At 58.2% G+C, this 21998-nt stretch carries 20 protein-coding genes; 12 read left to right on the forward strand and 8 right to left on the reverse strand.

Translation table 11 applies throughout. The features are described 5' to 3' along the window. Positions 1-80: 80 nt before the first annotated feature. The 3 genes from MC50_RS23380 to MC50_RS23390 form a co-directional block, all read right to left on the reverse strand. Positions 81-539, reverse strand: coding sequence for a (2Fe-2S)-binding protein (locus MC50_RS23380; protein WP_032687266.1), 459 nt, complete (start codon positions 537-539; stop codon positions 81-83). A 45-nt stretch (positions 540-584) separates the two neighbouring features. Beyond that, on the reverse strand, positions 585-3800 hold the full coding sequence (locus tag MC50_RS23385) for a molybdopterin cofactor-binding domain-containing protein (RefSeq protein ID WP_032697306.1): 3216 nt from the start codon (positions 3798-3800) through the stop codon (positions 585-587). 349 nt (positions 3801-4149) lie between these two features. Beyond that, on the reverse strand, positions 4150-4920 hold the full coding sequence (locus MC50_RS23390) for a DeoR/GlpR family DNA-binding transcription regulator (RefSeq protein WP_047665031.1): 771 nt from the start codon (positions 4918-4920) through the stop codon (positions 4150-4152). A gap of 91 nt (positions 4921-5011) precedes the next feature. Between MC50_RS23390 and MC50_RS23395 the strand changes: the two genes are divergently transcribed. Together MC50_RS23395 and MC50_RS23400 are read left to right on the forward strand one after the other, a co-directional pair. Beyond that, positions 5012-5395 (forward strand): VOC family protein, encoded by a 384-nt coding sequence (locus MC50_RS23395; protein WP_032697308.1) that lies wholly within the window; start codon positions 5012-5014, stop codon positions 5393-5395. Positions 5396-5430: 35 nt separating this feature from the next. Next, entirely contained in the window at positions 5431-6072 is a 642-nt protein-coding gene (locus MC50_RS23400; protein WP_047665032.1) for a CatA-like O-acetyltransferase, family 1, read from the forward strand. On the opposite strand, the gene arsC is transcribed toward MC50_RS23400, so the two are convergent. The 3 genes from arsC to MC50_RS23415 are packed head-to-tail and all read right to left on the reverse strand — an operon-like array spanning position 6052 to position 8145. Continuing rightward, positions 6052-6477 carry a glutaredoxin-dependent arsenate reductase gene (gene arsC / locus MC50_RS23405; RefSeq protein WP_047665033.1) on the reverse strand — a complete coding sequence of 142 codons (426 nt, stop codon included), beginning with the start codon at positions 6475-6477 and terminating at the stop codon, positions 6052-6054. The genes MC50_RS23400 and arsC overlap by 21 nt on opposite strands. Before the next feature lie 9 nt (positions 6478-6486). Further along, positions 6487-7779, reverse strand: a complete 1293-nt coding sequence (locus MC50_RS23410; protein ID WP_047665034.1) for an arsenic transporter — start codon at positions 7777-7779, stop codon at positions 6487-6489. Between the two features lie 45 nt (positions 7780-7824). Beyond that, on the reverse strand, positions 7825-8145 hold the full coding sequence (locus MC50_RS23415; RefSeq protein WP_032697310.1) for a metalloregulator ArsR/SmtB family transcription factor: 321 nt from the start codon (positions 8143-8145) through the stop codon (positions 7825-7827). Positions 8146-8234: 89 nt separating this feature from the next. On the opposite strand from MC50_RS23415, the gene arsH reads away from it, so the two are divergent. After that, complete coding sequence (gene arsH / locus MC50_RS23420; RefSeq protein WP_032687258.1) at positions 8235-8933, forward strand: arsenical resistance protein ArsH; 699 nt, start codon at positions 8235-8237, stop codon at positions 8931-8933. A 39-nt stretch (positions 8934-8972) separates the two neighbouring features. On the opposite strand, the gene MC50_RS23425 is transcribed toward arsH, so the two are convergent. Beyond that, positions 8973-9476: a DUF1543 domain-containing protein gene (locus MC50_RS23425; protein WP_032687256.1), complete on the reverse strand. Its 504-nt coding sequence runs from the start codon at positions 9474-9476 to the stop codon at positions 8973-8975. 288 nt (positions 9477-9764) lie between these two features. Between MC50_RS23425 and MC50_RS23430 the strand changes: the two genes are divergently transcribed. From MC50_RS23430 to MC50_RS23470, 9 genes are all read left to right on the forward strand, one after another. Next, a complete protein-coding gene (locus MC50_RS23430) occupies positions 9765-10988 on the forward strand; it encodes an SfnB family sulfur acquisition oxidoreductase (protein WP_032687254.1) in 1224 nt (407 codons plus the stop codon). Between the two features lie 31 nt (positions 10989-11019). Next, positions 11020-11664, forward strand: coding sequence for a methionine ABC transporter permease (locus MC50_RS23435; RefSeq protein ID WP_406628504.1), 645 nt, complete (start codon positions 11020-11022; stop codon positions 11662-11664). 43 nt (positions 11665-11707) lie between these two features. Continuing rightward, positions 11708-12484, forward strand: a complete 777-nt coding sequence (locus MC50_RS23440) for a MetQ/NlpA family ABC transporter substrate-binding protein (protein ID WP_047665648.1) — start codon at positions 11708-11710, stop codon at positions 12482-12484. Between the two features lie 64 nt (positions 12485-12548). Further along, the gene (locus MC50_RS23445) at positions 12549-13592 is read left to right on the forward strand and encodes a methionine ABC transporter ATP-binding protein (RefSeq protein WP_047665035.1); all 1044 of its coding nucleotides are present in this window, start codon (positions 12549-12551) and stop codon (positions 13590-13592) included. Between the two features lie 148 nt (positions 13593-13740). Next, positions 13741-15444 carry an ABC transporter substrate-binding protein gene (locus MC50_RS23450; RefSeq protein ID WP_046852328.1) on the forward strand — a complete coding sequence of 568 codons (1704 nt, stop codon included), beginning with the start codon at positions 13741-13743 and terminating at the stop codon, positions 15442-15444. A 44-nt stretch (positions 15445-15488) separates the two neighbouring features. Then, a complete protein-coding gene (locus MC50_RS23455) occupies positions 15489-16448 on the forward strand; it encodes an ABC transporter permease (protein WP_032687250.1) in 960 nt (319 codons plus the stop codon). Between the two features lie 3 nt (positions 16449-16451). Then, positions 16452-17399 (forward strand): oligopeptide ABC transporter permease, encoded by a 948-nt coding sequence (gene opp4C, locus MC50_RS23460; protein ID WP_032687249.1) that lies wholly within the window; start codon positions 16452-16454, stop codon positions 17397-17399. After that, a complete protein-coding gene (locus tag MC50_RS23465; protein WP_047665036.1) occupies positions 17396-18376 on the forward strand; it encodes an ABC transporter ATP-binding protein in 981 nt (326 codons plus the stop codon). The genes opp4C and MC50_RS23465 overlap by 4 nt, the downstream gene beginning before the upstream one ends. Further along, the gene (locus MC50_RS23470) at positions 18373-19359 is read left to right on the forward strand and encodes an ABC transporter ATP-binding protein (RefSeq protein WP_047665037.1); all 987 of its coding nucleotides are present in this window, start codon (positions 18373-18375) and stop codon (positions 19357-19359) included. Before MC50_RS23465 ends, MC50_RS23470 begins: the two co-directional genes overlap by 4 nt. A gap of 117 nt (positions 19360-19476) precedes the next feature. Here the strand turns inward: MC50_RS23470 and MC50_RS23475 are convergent, their stop codons facing one another. After that, positions 19477-21882 carry a membrane-bound PQQ-dependent dehydrogenase, glucose/quinate/shikimate family gene (locus tag MC50_RS23475; RefSeq protein ID WP_047665038.1) on the reverse strand — a complete coding sequence of 802 codons (2406 nt, stop codon included), beginning with the start codon at positions 21880-21882 and terminating at the stop codon, positions 19477-19479. Positions 21883-21998: the final 116 nt, after the last annotated feature.

Consider the following 21998-nt stretch of genomic DNA (forward strand, 5'->3'; position numbering starts at 1 on the left):
GTCAGGAACGGTTAAATCAGAGAGACGGAAAAGACAGAAACCCGGGCCAGGTGTTTACACCTTAGCCCGGGTTGTAAGGTCTATGACTTTAAAGCATGGTGAATAGAATCAAGAATCGGTTGATAGCCGGTACAGCGACAGATATTCCCCTCCAGCACATCTTTCAACTGTTCATCCGTCGGCTGCGGCGCTTTAGTCAGCAGCGCCGTGGTACTCACCAGTACGCCAGGAGTACAAAAACCGCACTGCACACCGCCATGCTCGACAAATGCCCGCTGCAGTTTTTGCGTCAGCGGGTTATCGTTCAACCCTTCAAGGGTGGTGATTTCCGCCTCATCGCACTGTTCGGCCAGAACCAGACATGAACAGACGGCATTGCCATCCATCAATACCGTACAGGCGCCGCACTCCCCGATGGAACAGCCCTCTTTCGTGGCACTCAGGTGCAAAGTGTCCCGCACCAGATCCAACAACCGCATGTGCCCTTCCACTTTCGCTTCCACCAGCTTGCCATTGACCTTCACTTTGATTGTGCTCATTGCGCTATCCTGTGCGGAGCGCTATCACGCTCCGTTAATTTATGATTATTGATCAAATTCGTGCTTCGCCTGTGCCATCATGTCGCGGAACATACTGATAAAGACAGGCTGCTTATAGGCAGCGGACCAGCGTTTGCCGATGGCGGCATCGATCAGCTTTTCCAGAACCGCACAAGCGCGGTCGATCGATTCATGCTCCAACCGCTGGCCAATCAGGCAACGCTCGACATCAGGCAGGCGCTGCGGTTTGCTAAACAGAGCGCCATCCACCAGCCGGCAGTAGTCGACGCACCCGTTGGCATCCAGAGACAGCAGCGCACTCAGGCTTTGCCGGGTAATATTCAGCGCATTACGTCGCCCCAGCTGATGATAGAAACCTCTGGCCTGCGGTCTGGCCGGCGGCGGCAGGATCACCTGAGTCAGCAGCTCGTCCGGCTGGCGCTGGGTTTTATAGCCAGAAAGCAGAAACTCACCCAACGACATCCGCCGCGTGCCGCGCAGGGAATGCAGCACAATACTGGCATCGTAGAGGATCGCCGGTGGAATAGAGTCGCCACAGGGCGCGGCGTTAACGATATTGCCGCCAATGGTGGCGCGGTTACGAATCTGATGTGAGCCTACGGTGTGACAGGCCTGAACCAGTAGCGGATAACGCTCACGCAGTAGCGGATGCTCGGTGATGCGGTTAAAGGTCAGCGCCGCGCCAAGGACTATCTCATGACTATGGGGATCTTCTGTTATCCCGGTCAGCTCCTGAAGACGGGAAATATCCACCAGCTTCATTGCCCGGGTTTGCATGCGCCCTTGCACAATGACGTCCGTCCCTCCCGCTATTGCGCTCACGCCTTCCTGAGCCAGCAACGTGAGCGCCTGTTCCAGATTCTGCGGACGGGTTACCGTCACGTCGGTCAGCCGCAGCACCTGCTTTTTATTTTCCGCCTCGATCATCAGCTCGCTCTGCCGGGCTGGCTTTTTCAGATTGAAGCCGAGGATCACCTGCTCAAGGGTCAGCGGCAACTTATTAAAGCGCCTCCCGAGCGCGAAGCTGACCGCATTATTGATAGCTGCCGCGGCCAGTTCAGTGGCCGGCTCGCCGATGCCTTTCGCCCCATACGGCCCGGCAAGATCGGGGTTTTCTACGCCGATAACCGTGATTCGTGGGATATCTTTAATGGTCGGCAGAAGGTAGCTGTCAAAGTTTTCTGACTTCACCTGGCCGTGCTCAATATTGAAATCTTCCAGCAGCGCATAGCCAAATCCCTGGGCTACGCCGCCGCAAACCTGGCCTTCAAACCCCACCGGATTGAGTATCCGCCCAACATCGTGCGCGGCGGTCACATGCAGGAGTTCAGTTTTCCCTGTACTGGTGTTCACCCGAACTTCAGCCACCTGACAGCCGTACACCCAGGTAAAGTACGGACTGCCGCAGCCTTTTTCTTCATCCCAGTGAATCGGCGGAGGGACGAACCAGCCATACTCGGTGAGACTAACGCTGGCCCATTTGGTTTTATTGACGGCGCGTTTAAAATCAATACGCCGGCTGGGGTCATGGCGGTTGATTATCAACCCGCCTGACCAGAGGGTATCGGCAAGCTCGCATGCGCCAATAGTGTCGCCGACGACGCTGAGAATGCGTCGTTTGATCTTCTCTGCCGCATCAAGAATCGCCCCGCCGCCCACCATCGTTCCGCGCGTGGCCGCCGTGGATCCGCCATCACCAATGACCGACGTTGGCGGCTCGCTAAAATGAATCTCTTCAAGCCCAATACCAAACGCTTCGGCGGCAATGAGCGACATGGTGGTCTGTAACCCCTGACCATTTTCTGATACTGATGTCGACAGGTTAACGCTGCCGTCTTCGTTGACCTGAATCAGCGCCGTTGAGGTATCCACCCCTTCCGCACCGATAGAACAGCCGCGATAGCTCAGCGCCAGGCCAATACCGTAGCGCCACACGCCTCCCTGCTGATTCAACACATGATAATGCTGGCGCTTCGCCATAAATTCTGCCGACTCGCTGGCCTTATTCAACACTTCAATTGCCGAAACGGTGTGGTTGTCGAACAGCTGGCCGGTAATCGAAGTATCGCCCTGTCGTAGCGCGTTTTTTTCGCGCAGCTTCAGCGGGGGAATATCCAGATATTCCGCAATCTCATCCATCAATGATTCATGCGCGTAGACGACCTGCGGCGAGCCAAAACCACGCATCGCCGAGGTATAGCTGTTGTTGGTATAGACCGCTTTGACATCAATATGGACATTAGGAATGCGATAAGGACCCGCGGCCTGCACCGAAGATCGCCAGGTCACGAAGGGCGAAGAAGCAGCATAGCCGCCGCTGTCCGCCAGAATATCGATCTTCATCGCGACAATATGCCCGACCTCATCCAGCCCCACTTTATACTTCATTTTATAGGGGTGACGTTTGCAGCTCTCGATAATCGACTGTTCGCGGGTATAGGCGAATTTCACCGGGCGTCCGGTTAAGTGGGTAAGTAAGGCCGAGCGGCAGGCCAGATGGTCGATCACATCGTCTTTACCGCCAAACGATCCCCCCATCACCGCCCGCTTAATATTAATTAAGCTCTGCGGCCAGCCCATAAATTTGGCCACGAATCCGCGAACACGATGCGGATTCTGAATCGAACCGGAAATAATCAGGCTGCCGTCGGTGGGATCCAGCCAGCTGAGCACCACTTCTGGTTCGATATACGCATGCTCCTGAAAGCCAACTTCATACTCGCGCTCCAGCACATAGCGAGCCTCGGCGAACCCCTTACTGATATCGCCTTTAATCGTATGATGATGCGCGGCAATATTGTCGCTGCGTTGCGGATGGATCAACCGGGCATCGGGTGCCAGCGCCTGCTCAACATCGGTGAGCGGCACATAGGGCGTATAGCGGACGTGTATTTTGTCAGCGGCTTCGCAGGCGGCCTCATAGGTGGTCGCCGCGATCACGGCAATCACATCGCCGTGAAAGACCACCTCATCTTTGACGATCGGCAGGTAATCTTGCACGATAACCCCCACCACAGGCGTACCAGGAATATCCTGCCAGGTGGCAATTTTCACCACCCCGTCGACCGCCAGCGCATCGCTCAAATCAAGGTGTTCAATTTTGCCCGCCGGGATATCCGCATAGCGGCAGACACCAAATAGCATACCTGGCAGGGTGATATCATCACCATAAATGGCCGTTCCTTTGACTTTCGCCAGGCCATCCACTCGTCCCGGCGACGCTGAACGTAAAGCGCACATAACATTCCCCTTATTATTGTCCGTTGATGGCAAACCAGACTTAGCCATTGCATGCAGTATCAGTTCGCCCACGGGAAAAGCCCGTCCGGGACAACAAATCCAATATCTGTGCCATAAGTTGGCCGGGATGTGGTGCAGGTTATTATTTGTGACTGGGAACGCAAAAAGCGGCATCGACGGGGAAAAATCAGCGCAACGGGCGATTCGGCGAGGGTGTCACCGCCCGAACGCCGCTGATTTTATCAAAGTGAGAAGACGTATTTTATCAAATTAATAATTGCCAGCCGTCGCCAGGATGCCGCGGCTCAACAGACCGGTCTGGCGCCGATGCGGCGGCGTTTAGCGCGGGTCAGACGGTATAAATACGGATATCGTGCTCGCGGAATGTGTCGCTATACTCGCGACTGACGTTCTCCTCCACCACCAGCACATCGATGTCGCTGCTGTGCGCGACGACGAAACGGGCCACCGCCGGAATCTTATCCGAAGTCAGCCCGACGATAATTTCACTGCACTGTTTAATCACCGCTTTTTTAAATTCGCAATCGGCATAGTCAAATCCGGTCAGACCGGATTCCGGTGCCATCGCGCAGCCGCCGATAAACCCCTGATCAAACAGCACTCCCTGCAGCTGAGCCACCGCCGAAGCGCCAACGCAGCCGCCCGAGGCTCGCTGAACCTGCCCGCCAAGCATCACCACGTCATACAACGGCTTTTTGAGCAGCTCTGCGGCTATCTCCGGCGAATTGGTCACCACCGTTAACGCCAGCTCGGCAGGCAGCGCCTCGGCCATCGCCAGATTGGTGGTACCGGTATCGATAAAAATGCAACCGCCGGGCTTGACCAGTCTTGCGCATTTCTGCGCGATTCTGATTTTTGTTGCTGCATTTTTGTCTTTCCGCTCGCTGTAATCCCCGGCTTCCGGCAGGTTCATTACCGCGCCGCCGTACACCTTTTTACAGACCCCGTCCTTGCTAAGTTCATGCAGATCCCGGCGAATTGTATGCTCAGAGACGTTTAAGCGGCTGGCCAGTTCGCTACAGACCACCCGACCGTTTTCCTGGAGGATCTGACAAATCAGCACTTGTCGTTGTTGAGGGAAAGCTGCATAATCGAGCACATTAACTCCTGAATTTATCTTAACCGAGCACTAAAGAGCATGATCATGCATCCGCCCGGTTCTGTCAACCTACCCTGCAAAGAGGTAAAAAATGAAAATTGCCCATGTCGCTCTCTGGACTCGTCAGCTTGAACAACAGGCTCGTTTCTGGACCGGTTTCTTCAACGGCCAGATTAACGAAAAATATTGCAGCCGGACCAACCCCGGCTTTGAGTCTTATTTTGTGAAAATCGGCGAAGATATTGCCATTGAACTGATGAGCAAACCGGGGCTACAGGCGGTCACGGCGGACAATAATCACGCCGGCTGGGTTCATCTGGCTATCTCTGTCGGCGGCGCGCAGCAGGTCGATGCGCTGGCCAGGCGGGCGGAAGCCCAGGGGATTTTAGTCTCCCCGCCGCGCACGACCGGCGACGGCTATTACGAAGCGGTGATCAAAGACCCGGATGGCAATCTGATTGAAATCGTTGCATAGTCAGCTCTGCAACCCATTCTGAGCAGGAACGCACCGTGTCTACCTACCATGTTATCGATAAAGAGAGCTGGCATCGTCGAGATCATTTCGAGTTTTATCGCACCTTTGCCAACCCCAGCTTTAACCTCTGTGTGCCGGTAGAAGCGCAGCGCCTGTATGAGTGCGCGAAGGATCGCCAGGTCTCCTTTTTCCAGCTGGCGCTCTACGCGCTGCTGCGGGCAGCCAACGCGGTCCCTCAGCTCAAGCAGCGGATGCAAGGCGACGATATTATTGAATATGATGATATTGCGGTGATGACGCCGGTCATGACCGCCCGGGAGGGGTTTCGTCAGGTATGGTGCGACAATGCCGCCGACTTTACCGCCTTTAGCCGGGCGGCGACGCCGAATATTGAGGCGGCAAAAACCACGGATCCGGCGCCGCTGATTGTCGAGGGCGAGCACTTTTTCTGCGCCAGCTGTCTACCGTGGCTCCATTTTAGCGCCATCACCCAGGCCGAGTATTATACGGGTGCGGCGGTCCCCGCGCTCACCTGGGGCAAACTGAAAAACGGCGTCATTCCGGTGGCGGGTAAATTCAACCATGCTTTTGTGGATGGGCTGCACGCCAGCCGCTTTTTCGCACAGGTTGAAGCCGGGTTTACCGAGCCGGATGCCTTATGGCAGCCGCTGGTCTGAAGCCGCCGCGACCCATTCCCCATCCTCCTTGCGAAACGGCTGTTCCTGCGCCTGGGTCAGGATCTCCAGCACCACTTCCGACGGACGACAAAGGCGTGTGCCTAACGGGGTGACCACAATGGGCCGGTTAATCAGGATCGGGTGCTGCAACATACTCTCGATCAGTCGTTCGTCGCTCAGGGTTTCATCATCAAGCCCCAGCTGCGCGTAGGGTTCGACGTTTTTGCGCAGCAGCGCGCGCACCGTTATCCCCATCGCCGTAATCAGACCCACTAACTCTTCCCGCGACGGCGGCGTATCGAGATAGTAGATAATCGTCGGCTCCATACCGCTGTTGCGGATCATGGCCAGCGTATTGCGCGACGTGCCGCAATCCGGGTTGTGATAAATGATGGTGTTGCTCATATCAGGTTCTCACGACAGAGAAAAAGAGAGACGCAAAGCAAGTGCGGCCAGCGTCACCAGCAGTACCGGTAGGGTCATGATGATCCCGGTACGGAAATAGTAGCCCCAGGAGATGGCTCTGTTCTTTTGCGCCAGAACATGCAGCCAGAGCAGCGTCGCAAGGCTGCCGATTGGCGTGATTTTTGGCCCCAGATCGCAGCCAATGACGTTGGCGTAGATCATCGCCTCTTTAATCACTCCCGTTGCCGTGCTGCCATCAATGGATAACGCCCCGACCAGCACCGTCGGCATATTATTCATGAGCGACGAGAGTACCGCCGTCAGCACTCCGGTACCGAGCGTTGCCACCCACAGCCCGTTATCCGCCAGCACATTCAGCACGGCGGAGAGCGCATCGGTTAACCCGGCATTGCGCAGACCGTAAACAACCAGATACATCCCCAGCGAAAAGACGACAATTTGCCACGGCGCCCCGCGCAGCACCTTGCCCGTATTAATGACTCGCCCCTTTTTCGCCACCGTCAGCAGCACCGCCGCTCCGCTAGCGGCAATAGCGCTGACCGGGATCCCCAGCGGTTCCAGAATGAAAAAGCCGGCCAGCAGCGCCACCAGCACCACCCAGCCGGTCAGGAACGTCGGGCGATCTTTAATCGCGCTGGCCGGTTCGGGCAACAGGGCCAGATCGTAGACCGGTGGAATATCGCGGCGAAAGACCAGATGCAGCATCGCCAGGGTCGCCAGGATCGCCGCGATATCGACCGGCACCATAACCGCCGCATAGGCGCTGAAGCCAAGATCGAAAAAGTCGGCCGAAACAATATTGACCAGATTCGATACCACCAGCGGCAGGCTGGCGGTATCGGCAACAAAGCCGGCAGCCATCACAAAAGCCAGCGTCGCGCGCTGGCTGAAACCCAGCGCCGACAGCATCGCGATAACAATGGGGGTCAGAATCAGCGCTGCGCCATCGTTAGCAAACAGCGCGGCCACCACGGCGCCCAGCAGAATTATCCAGCTAAACAGTCGCCGCCCGCGCCCGTTTCCCCAGCGGGCAACGTGCAGTGCCGCCCAGGAGAAAAAGCCCGACTCGTCCAGCAGCAGACTGATAACGATCACCGCAATAAACGCTGCCGTGGCGTTCCAGACAATATTCCAGACCACCGGAATATCGCTCAGATGAATAACGCCGAACGCCAGCGCCAGCGCCGCCCCAAGGCTCGCGCTCCAGCCGATACTGAGTCCCTTCGGCTGCCAGATAACCAGCAGCAGCGTTAAGAAAAAAATGGTCCCTGCGAGCAGCATTCCTCACCCCATCAAATATGCAATAACAGATATATTAAGCCGCCATCAGCAGGAAGACGGCGAAGCGTCAGCCACCCGGGCACGCACCTCATCGCGCAGGCATCGCCATGCGCTGTCGATGATCTCTGCCGCCCAGGCCGGCATATGCGGCGACAAACGGTAGTGCACCCATTTCCCTTCCCGACGGTCAAGAACCAGCCCGCCCTCGCGTAGAATCGCCATGTGACGGGATATTTTGGGCTGAGATTCCGCTGTCACCGCGCAAATATCGCAGACGCACAGCTCACCTTGCTCCCTGAGCAACATCACAATCGTCAGGCGCGTGGCGTCAGACAATATTTTAAAAACCTCTAGCGGATGCGGCATTTTTGATTCCTTAGCGCGTCATTTACATATATGCTAATTCATATATGTTTATTTTGAAATAACCCCCCTCAAAAAAAAGGTGTTCCCCCATGGCTGATTTCCCTGCCCTGCAAGGTGAATTTTTTGATTTTGAACTTGCCAACAAGCTCCCGGATCGGGCGCCACCGCGAATCCTCATTCTCTACGGCTCGCTGCGCGAGCGCTCTTTCAGCCGCTTCGCCGCGGAAGAAGCCGGACGACTGCTGACGGCCATGGGCGCCAGCGTCCAGACCTTCAATCCTTCCGGGCTGCCGCTGCCCGATGATGCGCCGGAATCGCACCCTAAAGTGGTTGAGCTGCGTGAACGGGTGCGCTGGTGCGACGGGATGATCTGGAGTTCACCGGAGCGACATGGCGCGATGAGTGCGGTGATGAAAGCCCAGATTGACTGGATCCCCCTGAGCGAAGGTGCTGTCCGCCCTTCTCAGGGTAAAACGCTGGCGGTGATGCAGGTGTGCGGCGGTTCCCAGTCATTCAACGCCGTCAATCAGATGCGGATCCTCGGGCGCTGGATGCGGATGTTTACTATCCCGAATCAATCGTCTGTCCCCAAGGCCTGGCAGGAATTTGATGAACAGGGTCGCATGAAGCCCTCGCCGTGGTACGACAGAATCGTCGACGTCAGCGAAGAGCTGTTCAAGATAACCCAGCTGCTGAAAGGCCATACCGCGCTGCTCGCCGGGAGATACAGCGAACGCAAAGAGAGCCATCAGGCCCTCTCAGCACGAGTCAATCAGGCCAAAATCTGACGGGTAATGCGCGAGGATGCTCCCCGCGCTGGCAGGGCTTCAAATCCCAATCGGTTGATAGCCTTGCCACTCGGGCCTGGCCGCCTCGCCCGCAGCGTTGGGCGTCAGGTGGAGATACCAGTCGCCCACCTTGTCCAGCAGCAGACAGTCATCGACGGCCTGCAGATTGTCCTTATGCTGCTGCCAGGCGCCGCGCAGCAGCGTCTTCAGCGCTTTCTCCTTCGCCTCCCGCGCGTCACTCGCCGCAAACAGACCGAATTCATGCAGTTCCGCCAGGGTGTCGGAGCGATAGCCGCCGGCGTTAACAAAGAACAGCTTCACCCCGCCGTGAGCAGGCGTTCTGGCCAGAGTCACCTCATAACCATCGGCCCAGTTGATCCTGCTATAGCCGTCAATATGGATTTTATCCGCATCGCCAAACCAGGCCTCGCGCAGCGCAGGCCACGCCTCCTCCGGGGTTCGCGCCACCACAAACTGAATGTCATGAACTTCAATATTCGATTTACCCGCATTGCCACCGACGTAAAACATAAACAGATACATTGCCGATCCTCTGATTATCATTTTCGATATATATCAGACTACATAACGCTTGTTTCAGCAAGTTTCCCCGACGCAGGCTGTCGGAAATGCAGCAGCCTGCTATCACCGGTGCTGCATTTGCAGCAACCTGCCCGGCAGATAAAAACGTAATTCATTGATTTTAAATATCTAAAAATTCTCCGCGAACTGGCACAGCCTTTGCTATTTCCATATAACACATTGGAATTATAGGTTATTTAGTTATCTATTTTTTGCATATAGCCATTTAGTTAACCACGAGAAAACCGTATGTCAGAAAGCCAATCACCCGTCAGCTATACCCGCCATTCGCCGGATGCCCATGTCATCAGCAGCGATGAAGAAGCCATCGCCATTGCCCACGAGGTCGCCCTGCTGCTACAGCCCGGAGCCGCAGAACGCGACCGTAGCGGCACGGTAGCGCCAGAGATTGTCGATACCTTCTCCAACAGCGGCCTGTGGGGCATCACGGTGCCGCGCCAATGGGGCGGCGCCGAGGTCTCCGCCGCCACCCTGGCTCAAGTGATTGCCATCATCTCCGCCGCCGATCCGTCGCTCGGACAAATTCCGCAAAACCATTACTGCCTGCTCGAGGACATCCGCCTGCAGGGCAGCGCAGAGCAACAGGCCTTCTTTTTTGGCCTGGTATTACAGGGGCATCGTTTTGCCAACGCGCTTTCCGAGACCGGCGGCAAAACGGTGCTCGATATCCGCACCCGCCTGGAGACCCGTGGTGAAGCGCTGTACATCAACGGACGGAAGGGCTATTGCACCGGCTCGCTCTACGCCCACTGGATAGGCATTCTGGCGCTGGACGCCGACGATCGCGCGCAGCTGGCCTTCGTGCCGCGCGACAGCGCTGGCTTGACGGTGCTCGATGACTGGGACTGCCTTGGGCAGCGAAATACCGCCAGCGGCACGGTCCTGGCGGAGAATCTGGCGGTCGCGCCGTTGCATCTTTTCCCGACGTGGAAATCTTATGCCTCGCCGACGCTCGCCGGCCCCTTCGCGCAGCTCACCACCGCCGCGATTGATGCCGGGATCGCCCGCGCAGCCCTCAACGACACCGTCAGCTTCGTTCGCCAGTTCGCCCGACCGTGGATTGATGCCGGCGTCGAACGGGCCAGCGACGATCCGCTCACCATCTACCATATCGGGCAGATTGATAGCCGACTGGCCGCCGCTGAGGCGCTGCTGGAGCAGGCGGGCAAGGTTCTCGACCGCTTTAAACAGGATCTCAGCGAGGAGCATGTGGCGCAGGCTTCCATCGCCGTTGCCCGCGCCAAAGTGTTCACCACCGAGGTTGCCCTTGACGCCGCCAGCCGCCTGTTTGAACTCAGCGGTACCCGGGCGACCGGCAACCGTCACAACTTCGATCGCCACTGGCGCAATGCGCGCGTTCACACCCTGCACGACCCGGTACGCTGGAAATATCAGCTGCTCGGCAACTGGGTATTAAACGGCATTCGCCCGCAGCGTCACGACTGGAACTAAGGTGGCCCCCGTGCTGGAGTTTTTTGCCGATATCGACTGGAGCGATGTGCTCCAGTCAGGCATCGACACGTTAATCATGCTGGGCTGGTCGCTGGGCTTTACCGTACTGCTCGGTCTGCCGTTAGGGATTGTCCTCTACCTCACCGGCCAGCCGCAGCTGCTGCACGCCCCGCGGCTGTATCGCCTGCTGTCGTTTTGCGTCAACGTCCTGCGTTCGCTGCCGTTCATTATTTTGCTGATCGTCATGATCCCGGTCACCACCTTAATTACCGGCACCTCCCTGGGCGTACAGGGCACCATTCCGCCGCTGGTGGCGGGCTGCGCGCCTTTCTTTGCCCGGCTGGTGGAAAGCGCCCTGCGCGAGGTGGATCACGGTCTGGTGGAGGCCAGCTGGTCAATGGGCGGCAATACCGCACAGCTGATCTGGCACACCCTGTTGCCCGAATCCCGCGCCGGGCTGGTTGCCGCCGTCACCGTCACCGCGATTTTGCTGGTGGATTACACCTCTATGGCCGGGGTTATCGGCGGCGGCGGGCTCGGGGATCTGGCGATTCGTTTTGGCTACCAGCGCTTTCAGACCGACGTGATGGTGGTCACCGTCCTGCTGCTGATTGCCCTGGTGCAGGTTTTACAGATGAGCGGCGACCGCCTTGTGCGGTACATGAGCCGTAAATAACAAAGACACGCGACTTTCCCAGGAAAAAACCATGAACAAAATAGTGCACAAAACCCTTATCGCCGCCGGGCTGCTGGCCCTCTTCTCCGCCTCTGTCGCCGCCAACGAAACGCTGACCGTCGGCGCCACGCCGGTACCGCACGCGGAAATCCTTGAGTTCGTCAAGCCGGAGCTGGCCAGACAGGGCGTAGATTTGAAAATCAAAGTCTTTAACGACTTTATTCAGCCTAACCAACAGCTGGCGGAGAAAAACCTCGACGCCAACTACTATCAGTACCGTCCGTTCCTCGATAACTACAACCAGACGCGACATACCGATCTGGTCCCGGTGGCAGGCGTCCATATTGAACCGTTTGGCGCCTACTCCAGCAAATATCACGACATCAAAGCGCTCCCGGATGGCGCCACCATCGCGGTGCCGAATGACCCGGTCAACACCGGGCGAGCGCTGGTCATGTTAAGCGATGCCGGCCTGCTGACCCTGAAAAACCCGAAGGATCCGCAGTCGGCGACCCGGGATATCGTCGCCAACCCGCACCATTTTAAAATTCGCGAGCTGGAAGGCGCCATGCTGGCGCGGGCGGTGAATCAGGTCGATCTGGCGTTTATATTCGCCAACTATGCGCTGGAAGCGGGGATCGATACCGATAAAGCCCTGCTGGTAGAAAAAGGCAGCGATCTGTACGTCGAGTATCTGGTGGCCCGCCCCGATAACCTCAACGATCCGGGGATCCAGAAGCTGGCGAAAGCGCTGCACTCCGACGCGGTGCGCAATTTTATCCTCACCCGCTACAAAGGCAAAATCGTCCCGGGCTTCTGATCGCCGGACCGTATCCGGCAGCGCTGATGCTGCCGGTTTTTCAAGGCTGACGGAGCAAACTACCGTGACTCACGATCCTCGTGCCGTACCGCATATACAGTTAAGCGGAATAAGCAAAGCCTACCCTAACGGCGTTCAGGCGCTGCAGAATATTAACCTGACGCTCTATCAGGGCGAGATTTTCGGCATTATCGGCCGCAGCGGCGCCGGGAAATCGACGCTGTTGCGTCTGTTTAATCGGCTGGAAAACGCCGACAGCGGCGAAATCACCATTCACGGCGAACAGACGTTGCGCTATTCACGCAGCCAGATGCGCGACCTGCGCCGCCGGGTGGCGATGATCTTTCAACACTTCAACCTGATGTCGACCAAAACGGTGGCGCAAAACGTCGAACTGCCGCTTAAGATGGCCGGCGTCCCGCGGGCTGAAAGGCAGCGCCGGGTCGATGAGATGCTGGAACTGGTCGGCCTCAGCGCCCTGCGCGATAGCTGGCCGGCAAAACTCTCCGGCGGGCAAAAGCAGCGTACCGGGATCGCCCGCGCGCTGGTAACCCAGCCGGAAATTCTGCTTTGCGACGAGGCAACCTCGGCGCTGGATCCGGAAAACACCCTCTCTGTGCTTAAGCTGTTGAAAGAGATTAACCAGCGCCTTGGTCTGACGATTATCCTCATTACTCATGAAATGGAGGTCATCCGCACGCTCTGCGATCGGGTGGCGGTGCTGGAGCGCGGGCATATCATCGAACAGGGCGAGGTGTGGCGGGTGTTTGGCAACCCGCAGCACGAGGTGACGCGTAGCATGACCAGTACGCTGCATCACGATCGCCCCGGCGAAAACCTGTCGTCGGTGGCCGGCTCGCAGCTGGTGACCCTGCACTTCGACGGCAGCAGCGGCGGCGAGCCGGATTTACACCGCATCGCCGCTTTGCTCGGCGATGGCGCACGCCTGCTGTACGGCAACTGCGAGCAGATTCAGGGGCGGGTCATCGGACAGCTACGCATCCGGCTGCCCCGGCCGCTGGATGACAGCGCGTTAGGTCAGCACGGCTGGGTCGCGGATCGTTTGACTCTCGGGAGCGAGCTGACGGTGGAAAATTCTCCGTCTTAATCAAAATCTGGCATTTTATTGCCAGATTATTGCTAATGCTGATTCGCTATAAATCATATTTTTTCGTTGTTAGACAGGCCGTGGTGCGCCTCTTATCTTTCGTCATGAATTGTAAATTTCAGCGCAATTATTTGATGAGGGAGCACTTTTGTCCAGATTACTGCACGGATTAAAAACTAAACAGACGCGATTTTCGCACGCTATTGCAATCGCGTTAATCGGCGGCACGCTGGCATTTTCTTCTGTGACCAGCGCGGACGAAATTTTGCAGGAAGGCATCACGCCGGCCACCGATGCCAGCCAGATCCCGGCGGCCGCCAAACTGCGTAAAGACACCGTCGTCGCCGGGATTTCCGAGCCACAGGGGATCTTTAACCCCTACTTCTTCGTTAACGGCTGGGACGAAAACGTCACCAACGTCATCTTTTCGCGCCTGATTGACTGGGACAGCCACGGCAACCTGGTCCCTGGCCTGGCCGAAAGCTGGCAGGTGAGCGCCGATAACAAAGTCTATACCATCAAGCTGCGGCCGAATCTGACCTTCAGCGACGGCTCGCCGCTCACCGCGGAAGATGTCGCCTTTACCCTCACCGTGCTGCTGGATCCGAAGTATGACGGCGATACCGATATTACCCTCGCCAATATTGCCGGCGGCGCCGAGTATAAAGCCGGGAAAGCCGACAGCGTCAGCGGCCTGAAGGTCATCGACCCGCTGACCCTGCAGGTCACTACGACGCAGCCCGGCGCCACCACCCTTTCGCGGATCGGTGGTCCGGTGCTCTCCAAAGCCTGGTATGGCAAAGGCTACCAGCGCGGCCAGCTTGACTATCTGCGCAGCCTGCATGGAAAACCGCTGGGCAACGGTCCTTACGTCTATGACAAATATATTCCGGGCCAGGAGATTCGTTTCCACGCTAACAGCCACTTCTACCGCGGCACACCGCCGACGCCGCGCTTTATCTACCGCGTTACCAACCCGTCGACCAACTTTCAGCTGTTCCAGACCGGGGAAACCGACTACGACGCCTTTACCTCGCGCCCGGACGATATTGAACAGCTGAGAATGCTCGGCTTCGCCAATATCAACCTCTACGGCTCCAGCGATTACAGCCAGGTGGAGTTTAACGTCCGCCGTCCGGCGCTGAAGGATGTCAAAGTTCGGCAGGCGCTGATTTACGGCCTCGACCGCCAGAAGCTGATCGATGTGGTGTACCAGGGCTATGGCAAGGTGGCAGTTGAACCGATCGCCCCTATCTCCTGGGCCTACAATCCGCAGGGGGTCAACCCGTATCACTACGATCCGGCGCAGGCGAAAAAACTGCTTGATGAAGCGGGCTGGAAACCGGGCCCGGACGGCATCCGCGTGAAAGACGGTCAGCGTCTGGAGCTGACGCTGCTGGTCAGTAAGAAGGTGCTCAACGATGCGCTGATCCCGATTGCCAAAGAGAACTGGCAGCAGATCGGCGTCGTGCTCAAACCGCAGGTGGTCGACTTCAACGCCCTGATGGCCCAGCGTAAAGCGGGCAACTATGACCTGGCCTCCTTTAGCACCAGCACGCTCAACGACCCGCACGACGGCGTATGGGATTTCTACAGCACAGAAGCCAAAGAGTCGGGCTATAACAATCCGCAGGTCGATAAGCTGATTAACGAAGGCAACGCGCTGCTCGACGTCGAAAAGCGTAAGCCGATTTACCATCAGCTGTATCAGGTGCTGGCGGAAGACCCGCCGGTCATTCTTCTCGGCTACCGCCAGATTCTCTCGGCCAGCAGCGCCAGGGTATCCGGTTTTAAACCGGATATTTATAACGGCCTGACCGGCAGCCTGCCGGATGTGAAAATCGCCAGGTAACCATCACAGCCGCCGGAATACCCCGGCGGCTGAGTGAGAATGTTATGAGAAATTTTATCCTGAGACGGCTGCTGCAAACGCTGCCGATGCTGCTACTGGCCTCATTGATTATCTTTATGCTGTTTGCCAAAACTCCCGGCGACTTTATCGACGGCAATATTACCCTCACCGCCGCTCGCGCCGCCGAACTCAAAGCCATCTATGGCCTCGACCAGCCGCTGTTGACCCGCTATCTGCGTTGGCTCGGCCAGCTGCTGCGAGGCGATCTCGGTTTCTCGCTGCAGTACCAGATTCCGGTCAGCCAGTTGCTAAACCAGTACATCTGGAACTCGTTCCTGCTGGCAAGCATTGCGCTGGTTTTTTACTGGGGCATCGGCCTGACGGTGGGCATCGTCTCCGCCATGAAGCCAAACTCGCTTTTTGACCACCTGGTGAGCGTGGCGGTCTTTGCCGCGATGTCCTTTCCGACCTTTTTCCTCTGTCTGCTGTTGATTAAGTGGTTCGCCGTGGATCTGCACTGGCTGCCGGTTGGCGGGATGACCAACACCGGCAGCGATGACCGCGGCTGGGGCTATATCCTGCAGGTGGCCGCGCACCTGGTGCTGCCGGTTCTGGCGCTGGTGATGCTGCAGGCCGGCAGCCTGACGCGCTACTTCCGCGCCAGTATGCTCGACGTCGTCAGGATGGATTTTATTCGTACCGCCCGCGCCAAAGGGCTGCGCGAACGGACGGTGATCTTCAAACACGCGCTGCGCAATGCGCTGCTGCCCATTATCACCCTGCTCGGCTTCGAGCTACCGGGGCTGTTCTCCGGCGCCATCATCACCGAAAAGGTCTTTAACTGGCCTGGAGCCGGGCATATTCATATCGATTCGCTGGCCGCCCGCGATTATCCGGTACTGATGGGGTTTACCCTGTTTCTGGCGGTGCTCACCATTCTGGGCAACCTGATAGCCGATGTTCTCTACGCGTGGGCCGACCCGCGAATTCGGGTGAGGTCATAAATCATGTTTAGCACTCTGTTTTCAACGCAACGTCGCCTGCGCAAGGCGGAGATTCCGGCGCTCGCTATGATCACCCCATCACCGTGGCGCCAGGCCTGGCGGTCGCTTCAACGCAACCGGCTGGCCATGTTTTGCCTGCTGCTGCTGGCGGTGATGGCCGCCTGGTGCGTGCTGGGGCCGCTCTGGTCGCCGTGGAAAGATGATGCCACCGATGTCCTGATGATTAACAAGCCCCCCGGCGCTGAGCACTGGCTGGGTACCGACTTTCTCGGCCGCGATGTCTACACCCGCCTGCTGATGGCCGGACGTATTTCGTTGATTATTGGCCTGCTCACTATGCTGCTGTCGGTGGCGCTGGGCTACCTGCTCGGCGCCGTCTCCGGCTATGCCGGCGGCCTGACCGATAAGCTGATCATGCGCCTGGCGGACCTGGTGATGACGATTCCCGGTCTGCCGCTGCTGATCGTCGCCGGGGCGATGTTATCCGAACTCGATTTTTCCCCGGATGCCCGGATCTACATGGTGGTGGTGATGCTCAGCCTGCTGGAGTGGCCAAAGCTGGCGCGGTTGGTGCGTGGTCAATGCCTGTCGCTGCGCGAACGCGATTTCATGCTGGCAACCCGGGTACTGGGTCTTTCCGCCCGTCGTCGCCTGTTTGGCCATCTGCTGCCCAATACCATTCCGATTCTGGTGGTCATGGCGACCATGGCGGTGGCGAATGCCATTCTGAGCGAATCGGCGCTCAGCTACCTTGGACTGGGCGTGGTACCGCCCACGCCCTCCTGGGGCAATATGATGGACGCCGCCAACAGCCTGATCGACTTCCAGCGTCGTCCGTGGCTATGGATGCCGCCGGGTATCGCCATTTTTATCACCGTCATTGCCATTAACGTGCTGGGCGACGGCCTGCGCGATGCGATGGATCCGAAAATGAAACAGAGGCTGAAATGAGCGCCCAGTTACTCACCTTCCGACAACTCTCGGTCTCTTTCGCCGCCGAAAAACAGCGCGTGCGGGCGGTACAGGAGGTGTCGTTTGCCATTCATGCTGGCCAGACCGTCGGGGTCGTCGGCGAATCCGGCTGCGGAAAAAGCGTCACCGCAATGGCCTTAATGGGCCTGTTGCCGCCCCAGGCCGCGCGTATCGATAGCGGAGAAATCCTCTTTGACGGGCAGGACCTGCTGCGTCTGAAAGCCCGCAACATGGCCGACCTGCGCGGCAACCAGCTGGCGATGATCTTTCAGGAACCGATGACCGCGCTGAATCCGGTGCTGACCATCGGCGAGCAGCTGTGCGAGCCGCTCATTCGCCACCTGGGCGAAACGCCCAAAGCCGCCTGGCGCCACGCCACCCGCCTGATAAGCGAAGTGGGGCTGGCCCGCGCGGATAGCCTGATGAACAGCTACCCGCACCAGCTCTCCGGCGGCATGCTACAGCGCGTGATGATTGCCATGGCGCTGAGCTGCCAACCGAAGCTGCTGATCGCCGATGAACCCACCACCGCGCTGGATGTCACCGTTCAGGCGCAAATCCTGCGCCTGCTGCGCGATCGGGCGCAGGCCAGGGGGATGGCGATGCTGCTGATCACCCACGATCTGGGCGTGATTGCGCAAATGGCGCAACAGGTGGTGGTGATGTACGCCGGCCGGGTGGTCGAATCGGGTCCGACGGCCGAGATCTTACGCCAGCCGCAGCATCCCTATACCCAGGGGCTGATCGCCTCGCGGCCGGTGCCCGGCGAACGACGCCGTCGCCTGTACTCGATTCCCGGGCAGGTACCGGATCTCGCCGCCCTGCCTGCCGGCTGCGCCTTTGCCGACCGCTGCCAGCGGGCCAGCGCAGTCTGTCGCCAGAGTATCCCTGTGCTATTGGGAACAACGCGGCAGGCCGCCTGCTTTCACACCACATCCGCGGAGCCGGTTGCATGAACAGTGAAAACCATCAATATGTCATTGAAGTCGAAGGCTTAAAAAAACACTTTCCGCTGCGCGACGGGCTCTTTGGCCAGCAAACCGGGCAGCTGCGAGCGGTGGACGGCGTCAGCTTTCGCATCCGCCAGGGGACCATTTTCGGCCTGGTGGGCGAATCCGGCAGCGGGAAAACGACCGTAGGACGCACGCTACTGGGGCTATACGAGAAGAGCGCCGGTAGCGTGAAATACCGGGGCCGGGAGCTCTCCACCCTCACCTCGCAGGAGATGCAGGCGCTACGCCCTAAAATCCAGCTGGTGTTTCAGGATCCCTACAGTTCGCTGAACCCGCGGATTCGCGTCGGCGAGGCGATTGGCGAAGCCATGCTGCAGCATAAACTGTGCAGCCGGGCGGAGCTGTATGACAAAGTGATTGCGGTGATGCAGATCTGCGGCCTCGCGCCCCACCACTACAACCGCTTTCCGCATGAGTTCTCGGGCGGTCAGCGCCAGCGTATTGGTATTGCCCGGGCGCTGATTCTCAACCCCGACTTTATCATTGCCGACGAGCCTATCTCGGCGCTGGATGTCTCTATCCAGGCGCAGATCATCAACCTGTTTTCCGATCTGCGCGACGATTTTGGCGTCACCTTTCTGTTTATCTCCCATGACCTTGGCGTGGTGGAGCATCTCTGTGATGACGTGGCGGTGATGTATCTCGGGCAGTTGGTGGAGACCGCCAGCCGCGATGCGCTGTTTGCCCAACCTCGCCATCCCTACACCCAGGCGCTGCTGGCGGCGGTACCGACGCTCGATCCGCACGCCGAACCCGTCGCGGTCGTACAAGGCGAGATCCCCGATCCCTCGAATCCGCCGCCCGGCTGTCGTTTTTCCTCACGCTGCCCGAAGGCCAACGACCGCTGTCGCCGCGAAACTCCCGCGCTGCGTGTGATAGCCGCCGGCCACTCTGTGGCCTGCCATGAGGTGGTCGCCTCCTGCTAAAGCGCGAGGCCCTCCGACTGCCGGCCGGCGCCTGAGGCAAAAAAAAACCAGTCAGCAATGACGCTGGCTGGTTTTAACCTACCGTCGCGGCGTACTCAATACGCCGCCTTCAGGGCGCTACTCCTCCAGCGCGTAGGCAATAATATCATCGCCCACATCCGGGGAGTGGCTGGCGCCACCGGCGGAAATGACCACGTACTCTTTTCCGCTCTTCGGCGATTTATAGATAAGCGGCGCTGCCACGGCCCCAACCGGCAGGCGAGCGCGCCACAGCTCTTTCCCGGTTGCGGAATCCAGCGCCCGCAGGTAGTTATCCTGGGTCCCGGCAAAGAAGATCAGCCCGGAAGCCGTCGAGGTCGGGCCGCCCAGCGTCGGCATACCCAGCGGGATATGCATGTGGGTTTTCAGACCCAGCGGACCGGTATCCTCGACGGAGCCCATCGGCACCTGCCACATCAGCTGACGAGTATTGAGATCGATGGCGCTCATCGTGCCGAACGGCGGCGTATTACACGGTATCCCCAGCGCGGATTGCAGAATATCGATCCGCACGCCGCCATATGGCCCGGCGACCTGCGGGCGCACGGTCCCCATAAACCCCGGAACCTCATCCGTAGAGACTTTGTATTTCGCCATATCCTGCTGACGTACCAGAGACATTCTCAGCGGCATGCGCATATCGTTAACAAACAGCGTCCCGCTACGCTCATCGATGGAGATTCCGCCCCAGTTCATGCCGCCCAGCAGGCTCGGCCATTCGATATACGGCTTCTCTGACGGCGGCGTATACATCCCAAGCCAGGTGGACTCTTTGAAGTCAATGCGGCACATCAGCTGGTCAAACGGCGTCACGCCCCACATTGATTTCTCGGTTAACGGTTCAACGCCGAGCTGCGGCATCCCGGTCGAGAACGGCTGGGTGGTAGAAAGGCGTTCGCCTTCTGCCCCTTCGTGCGCTACCGGCAGTTCGTCAACGCGCGTCACCGGCTTGCCGGTGCGGCGATCGAGAACATAGATCTGACCGGTTTTGGTGGTCTGAATCAGGACCGGAACCTCTTCGCCCTGGTCATTTTTCATGTGGAACAGCACCGGCTGAGACGGCAAATCATAGTCCCAGACATCATGGTGAACGGTCTGGAAGACCCATTTTGTTTCACCGGTGCTGGCATCCACCGCCACCACGGAAGAGCCATACTTCTCTTTCGCTGCGTTACGGTCGCCGCCCCAGTAATCCGGCGGACCGTTGCCGGTCGGCAGATAAACCAGGTTCAGCTCTTTATCAAAGCCCGGCACCGTCCAGACGTTCGGCGTTTCGAGGGTATACACGCGCCCTTTTTGCGGATCGGTCACATTTTCCGGCTGACCCACATCCCAGGCCCAAACCACGTTGCCGTTGCGCACATCGAAGGCGCGGACCACGCCGGAAGGTTCACCGTGAATAATATCGCGAACCCAGCCGCCCAGTACCGCAATATGCCCCATGATCACCGGCGTCGAGGTCGGGTGGTAGCGCTTGCTGTTCTCGGTGTTGTCCATCCCCTGCTTGAGATCGACGCTACCGTGATGGCCGAAGTTATCGCACAGCTCGCCGGTTTTGGCGTTCAGCGCCAGCAGGCGCGCATCGACGGTGGAAACCAGAATCCGCTGCGGACACTGCTGCAGATCCGGGCTGGCTTTCTCCTGCGCCGTCAGCGACGTATCGTTTTGCACATCATAGTAGCCGACGCCGCGACAGGTGACGTGTTCGGCGGTCTGCGCATGCGGGTCAAAGCGCCAGCGCGCTTTCCCGCTATCCGCATCCAGCGCGGTGACCACGTTCAGCGGCGTACAGGAGTAGAGCGTATCGCCAATTTGCAGCGGCGTATTCTCATCCACCCCAATCCCCGGGCCGCTCACCCGGCGGCCGGTGTGGTAGGTCCACGCCACCTTCAGGTTTTTGACGTTTTCCGGGGTAATATCATCGTACGGGGCAAAACGGGTACCTGAAGCATCGCGGGCGAAAAATTCCCAGTTGTCGCTTTGAGAAGCAAGGGTCGGCTTGCTATCTGCAGCGGCTTTCACCACGCCATGATGAATGCCGCCGTGGGGATAAAACGCCGAGACCAGCGTCGCCAGCAGAGCGATGAAAATCGCCGAGGCGCTCCAGTTGGCATAGCGAACCGCGACCCGTTTAACCGGCAGCGTCGTTGCCAGCCACAGGCCAAGCATCAGCAGCAGAGCCGGCACCACCAGACGAGGAATCAGTCCCCAGTAGCTGAGCTGCACTTCATAAAGCGCCCAGACAAGGGTCAGTAAGAAGGTCACAATGGTGAAAGGGAGGACGTATTGACTGCGGATAAGGTATCCGATGGCGATAAGCAGATAGGCCACGCCGGCCAACAGATACCAGGCGCTACCGCCCAGAGTCAGGAGCTTGCCGCCCCAGAAAGTGAAAAAGAGTCCCGTACAAAAACTGAGTAATACAAATATAACCCGGTAGACGGTGAAGAAGATCCTCCTGCCGCTACCTCGCTGTTCGTTCATATCTCATCCCATACGACATTAGTCGTTATAACCAATATATTTATTTTTAACAGCATCCGATCCAAACAAATCGGATACAGACCGCATAACATCCTGGTTGGACGCTCATGAGCCGA

Origin of the sequence: Klebsiella planticola, from assembly GCF_000783935.2 — a bacterium.
Taxonomy (GTDB): Bacteria; Pseudomonadota; Gammaproteobacteria; order Enterobacterales; family Enterobacteriaceae; genus Klebsiella; species Klebsiella planticola.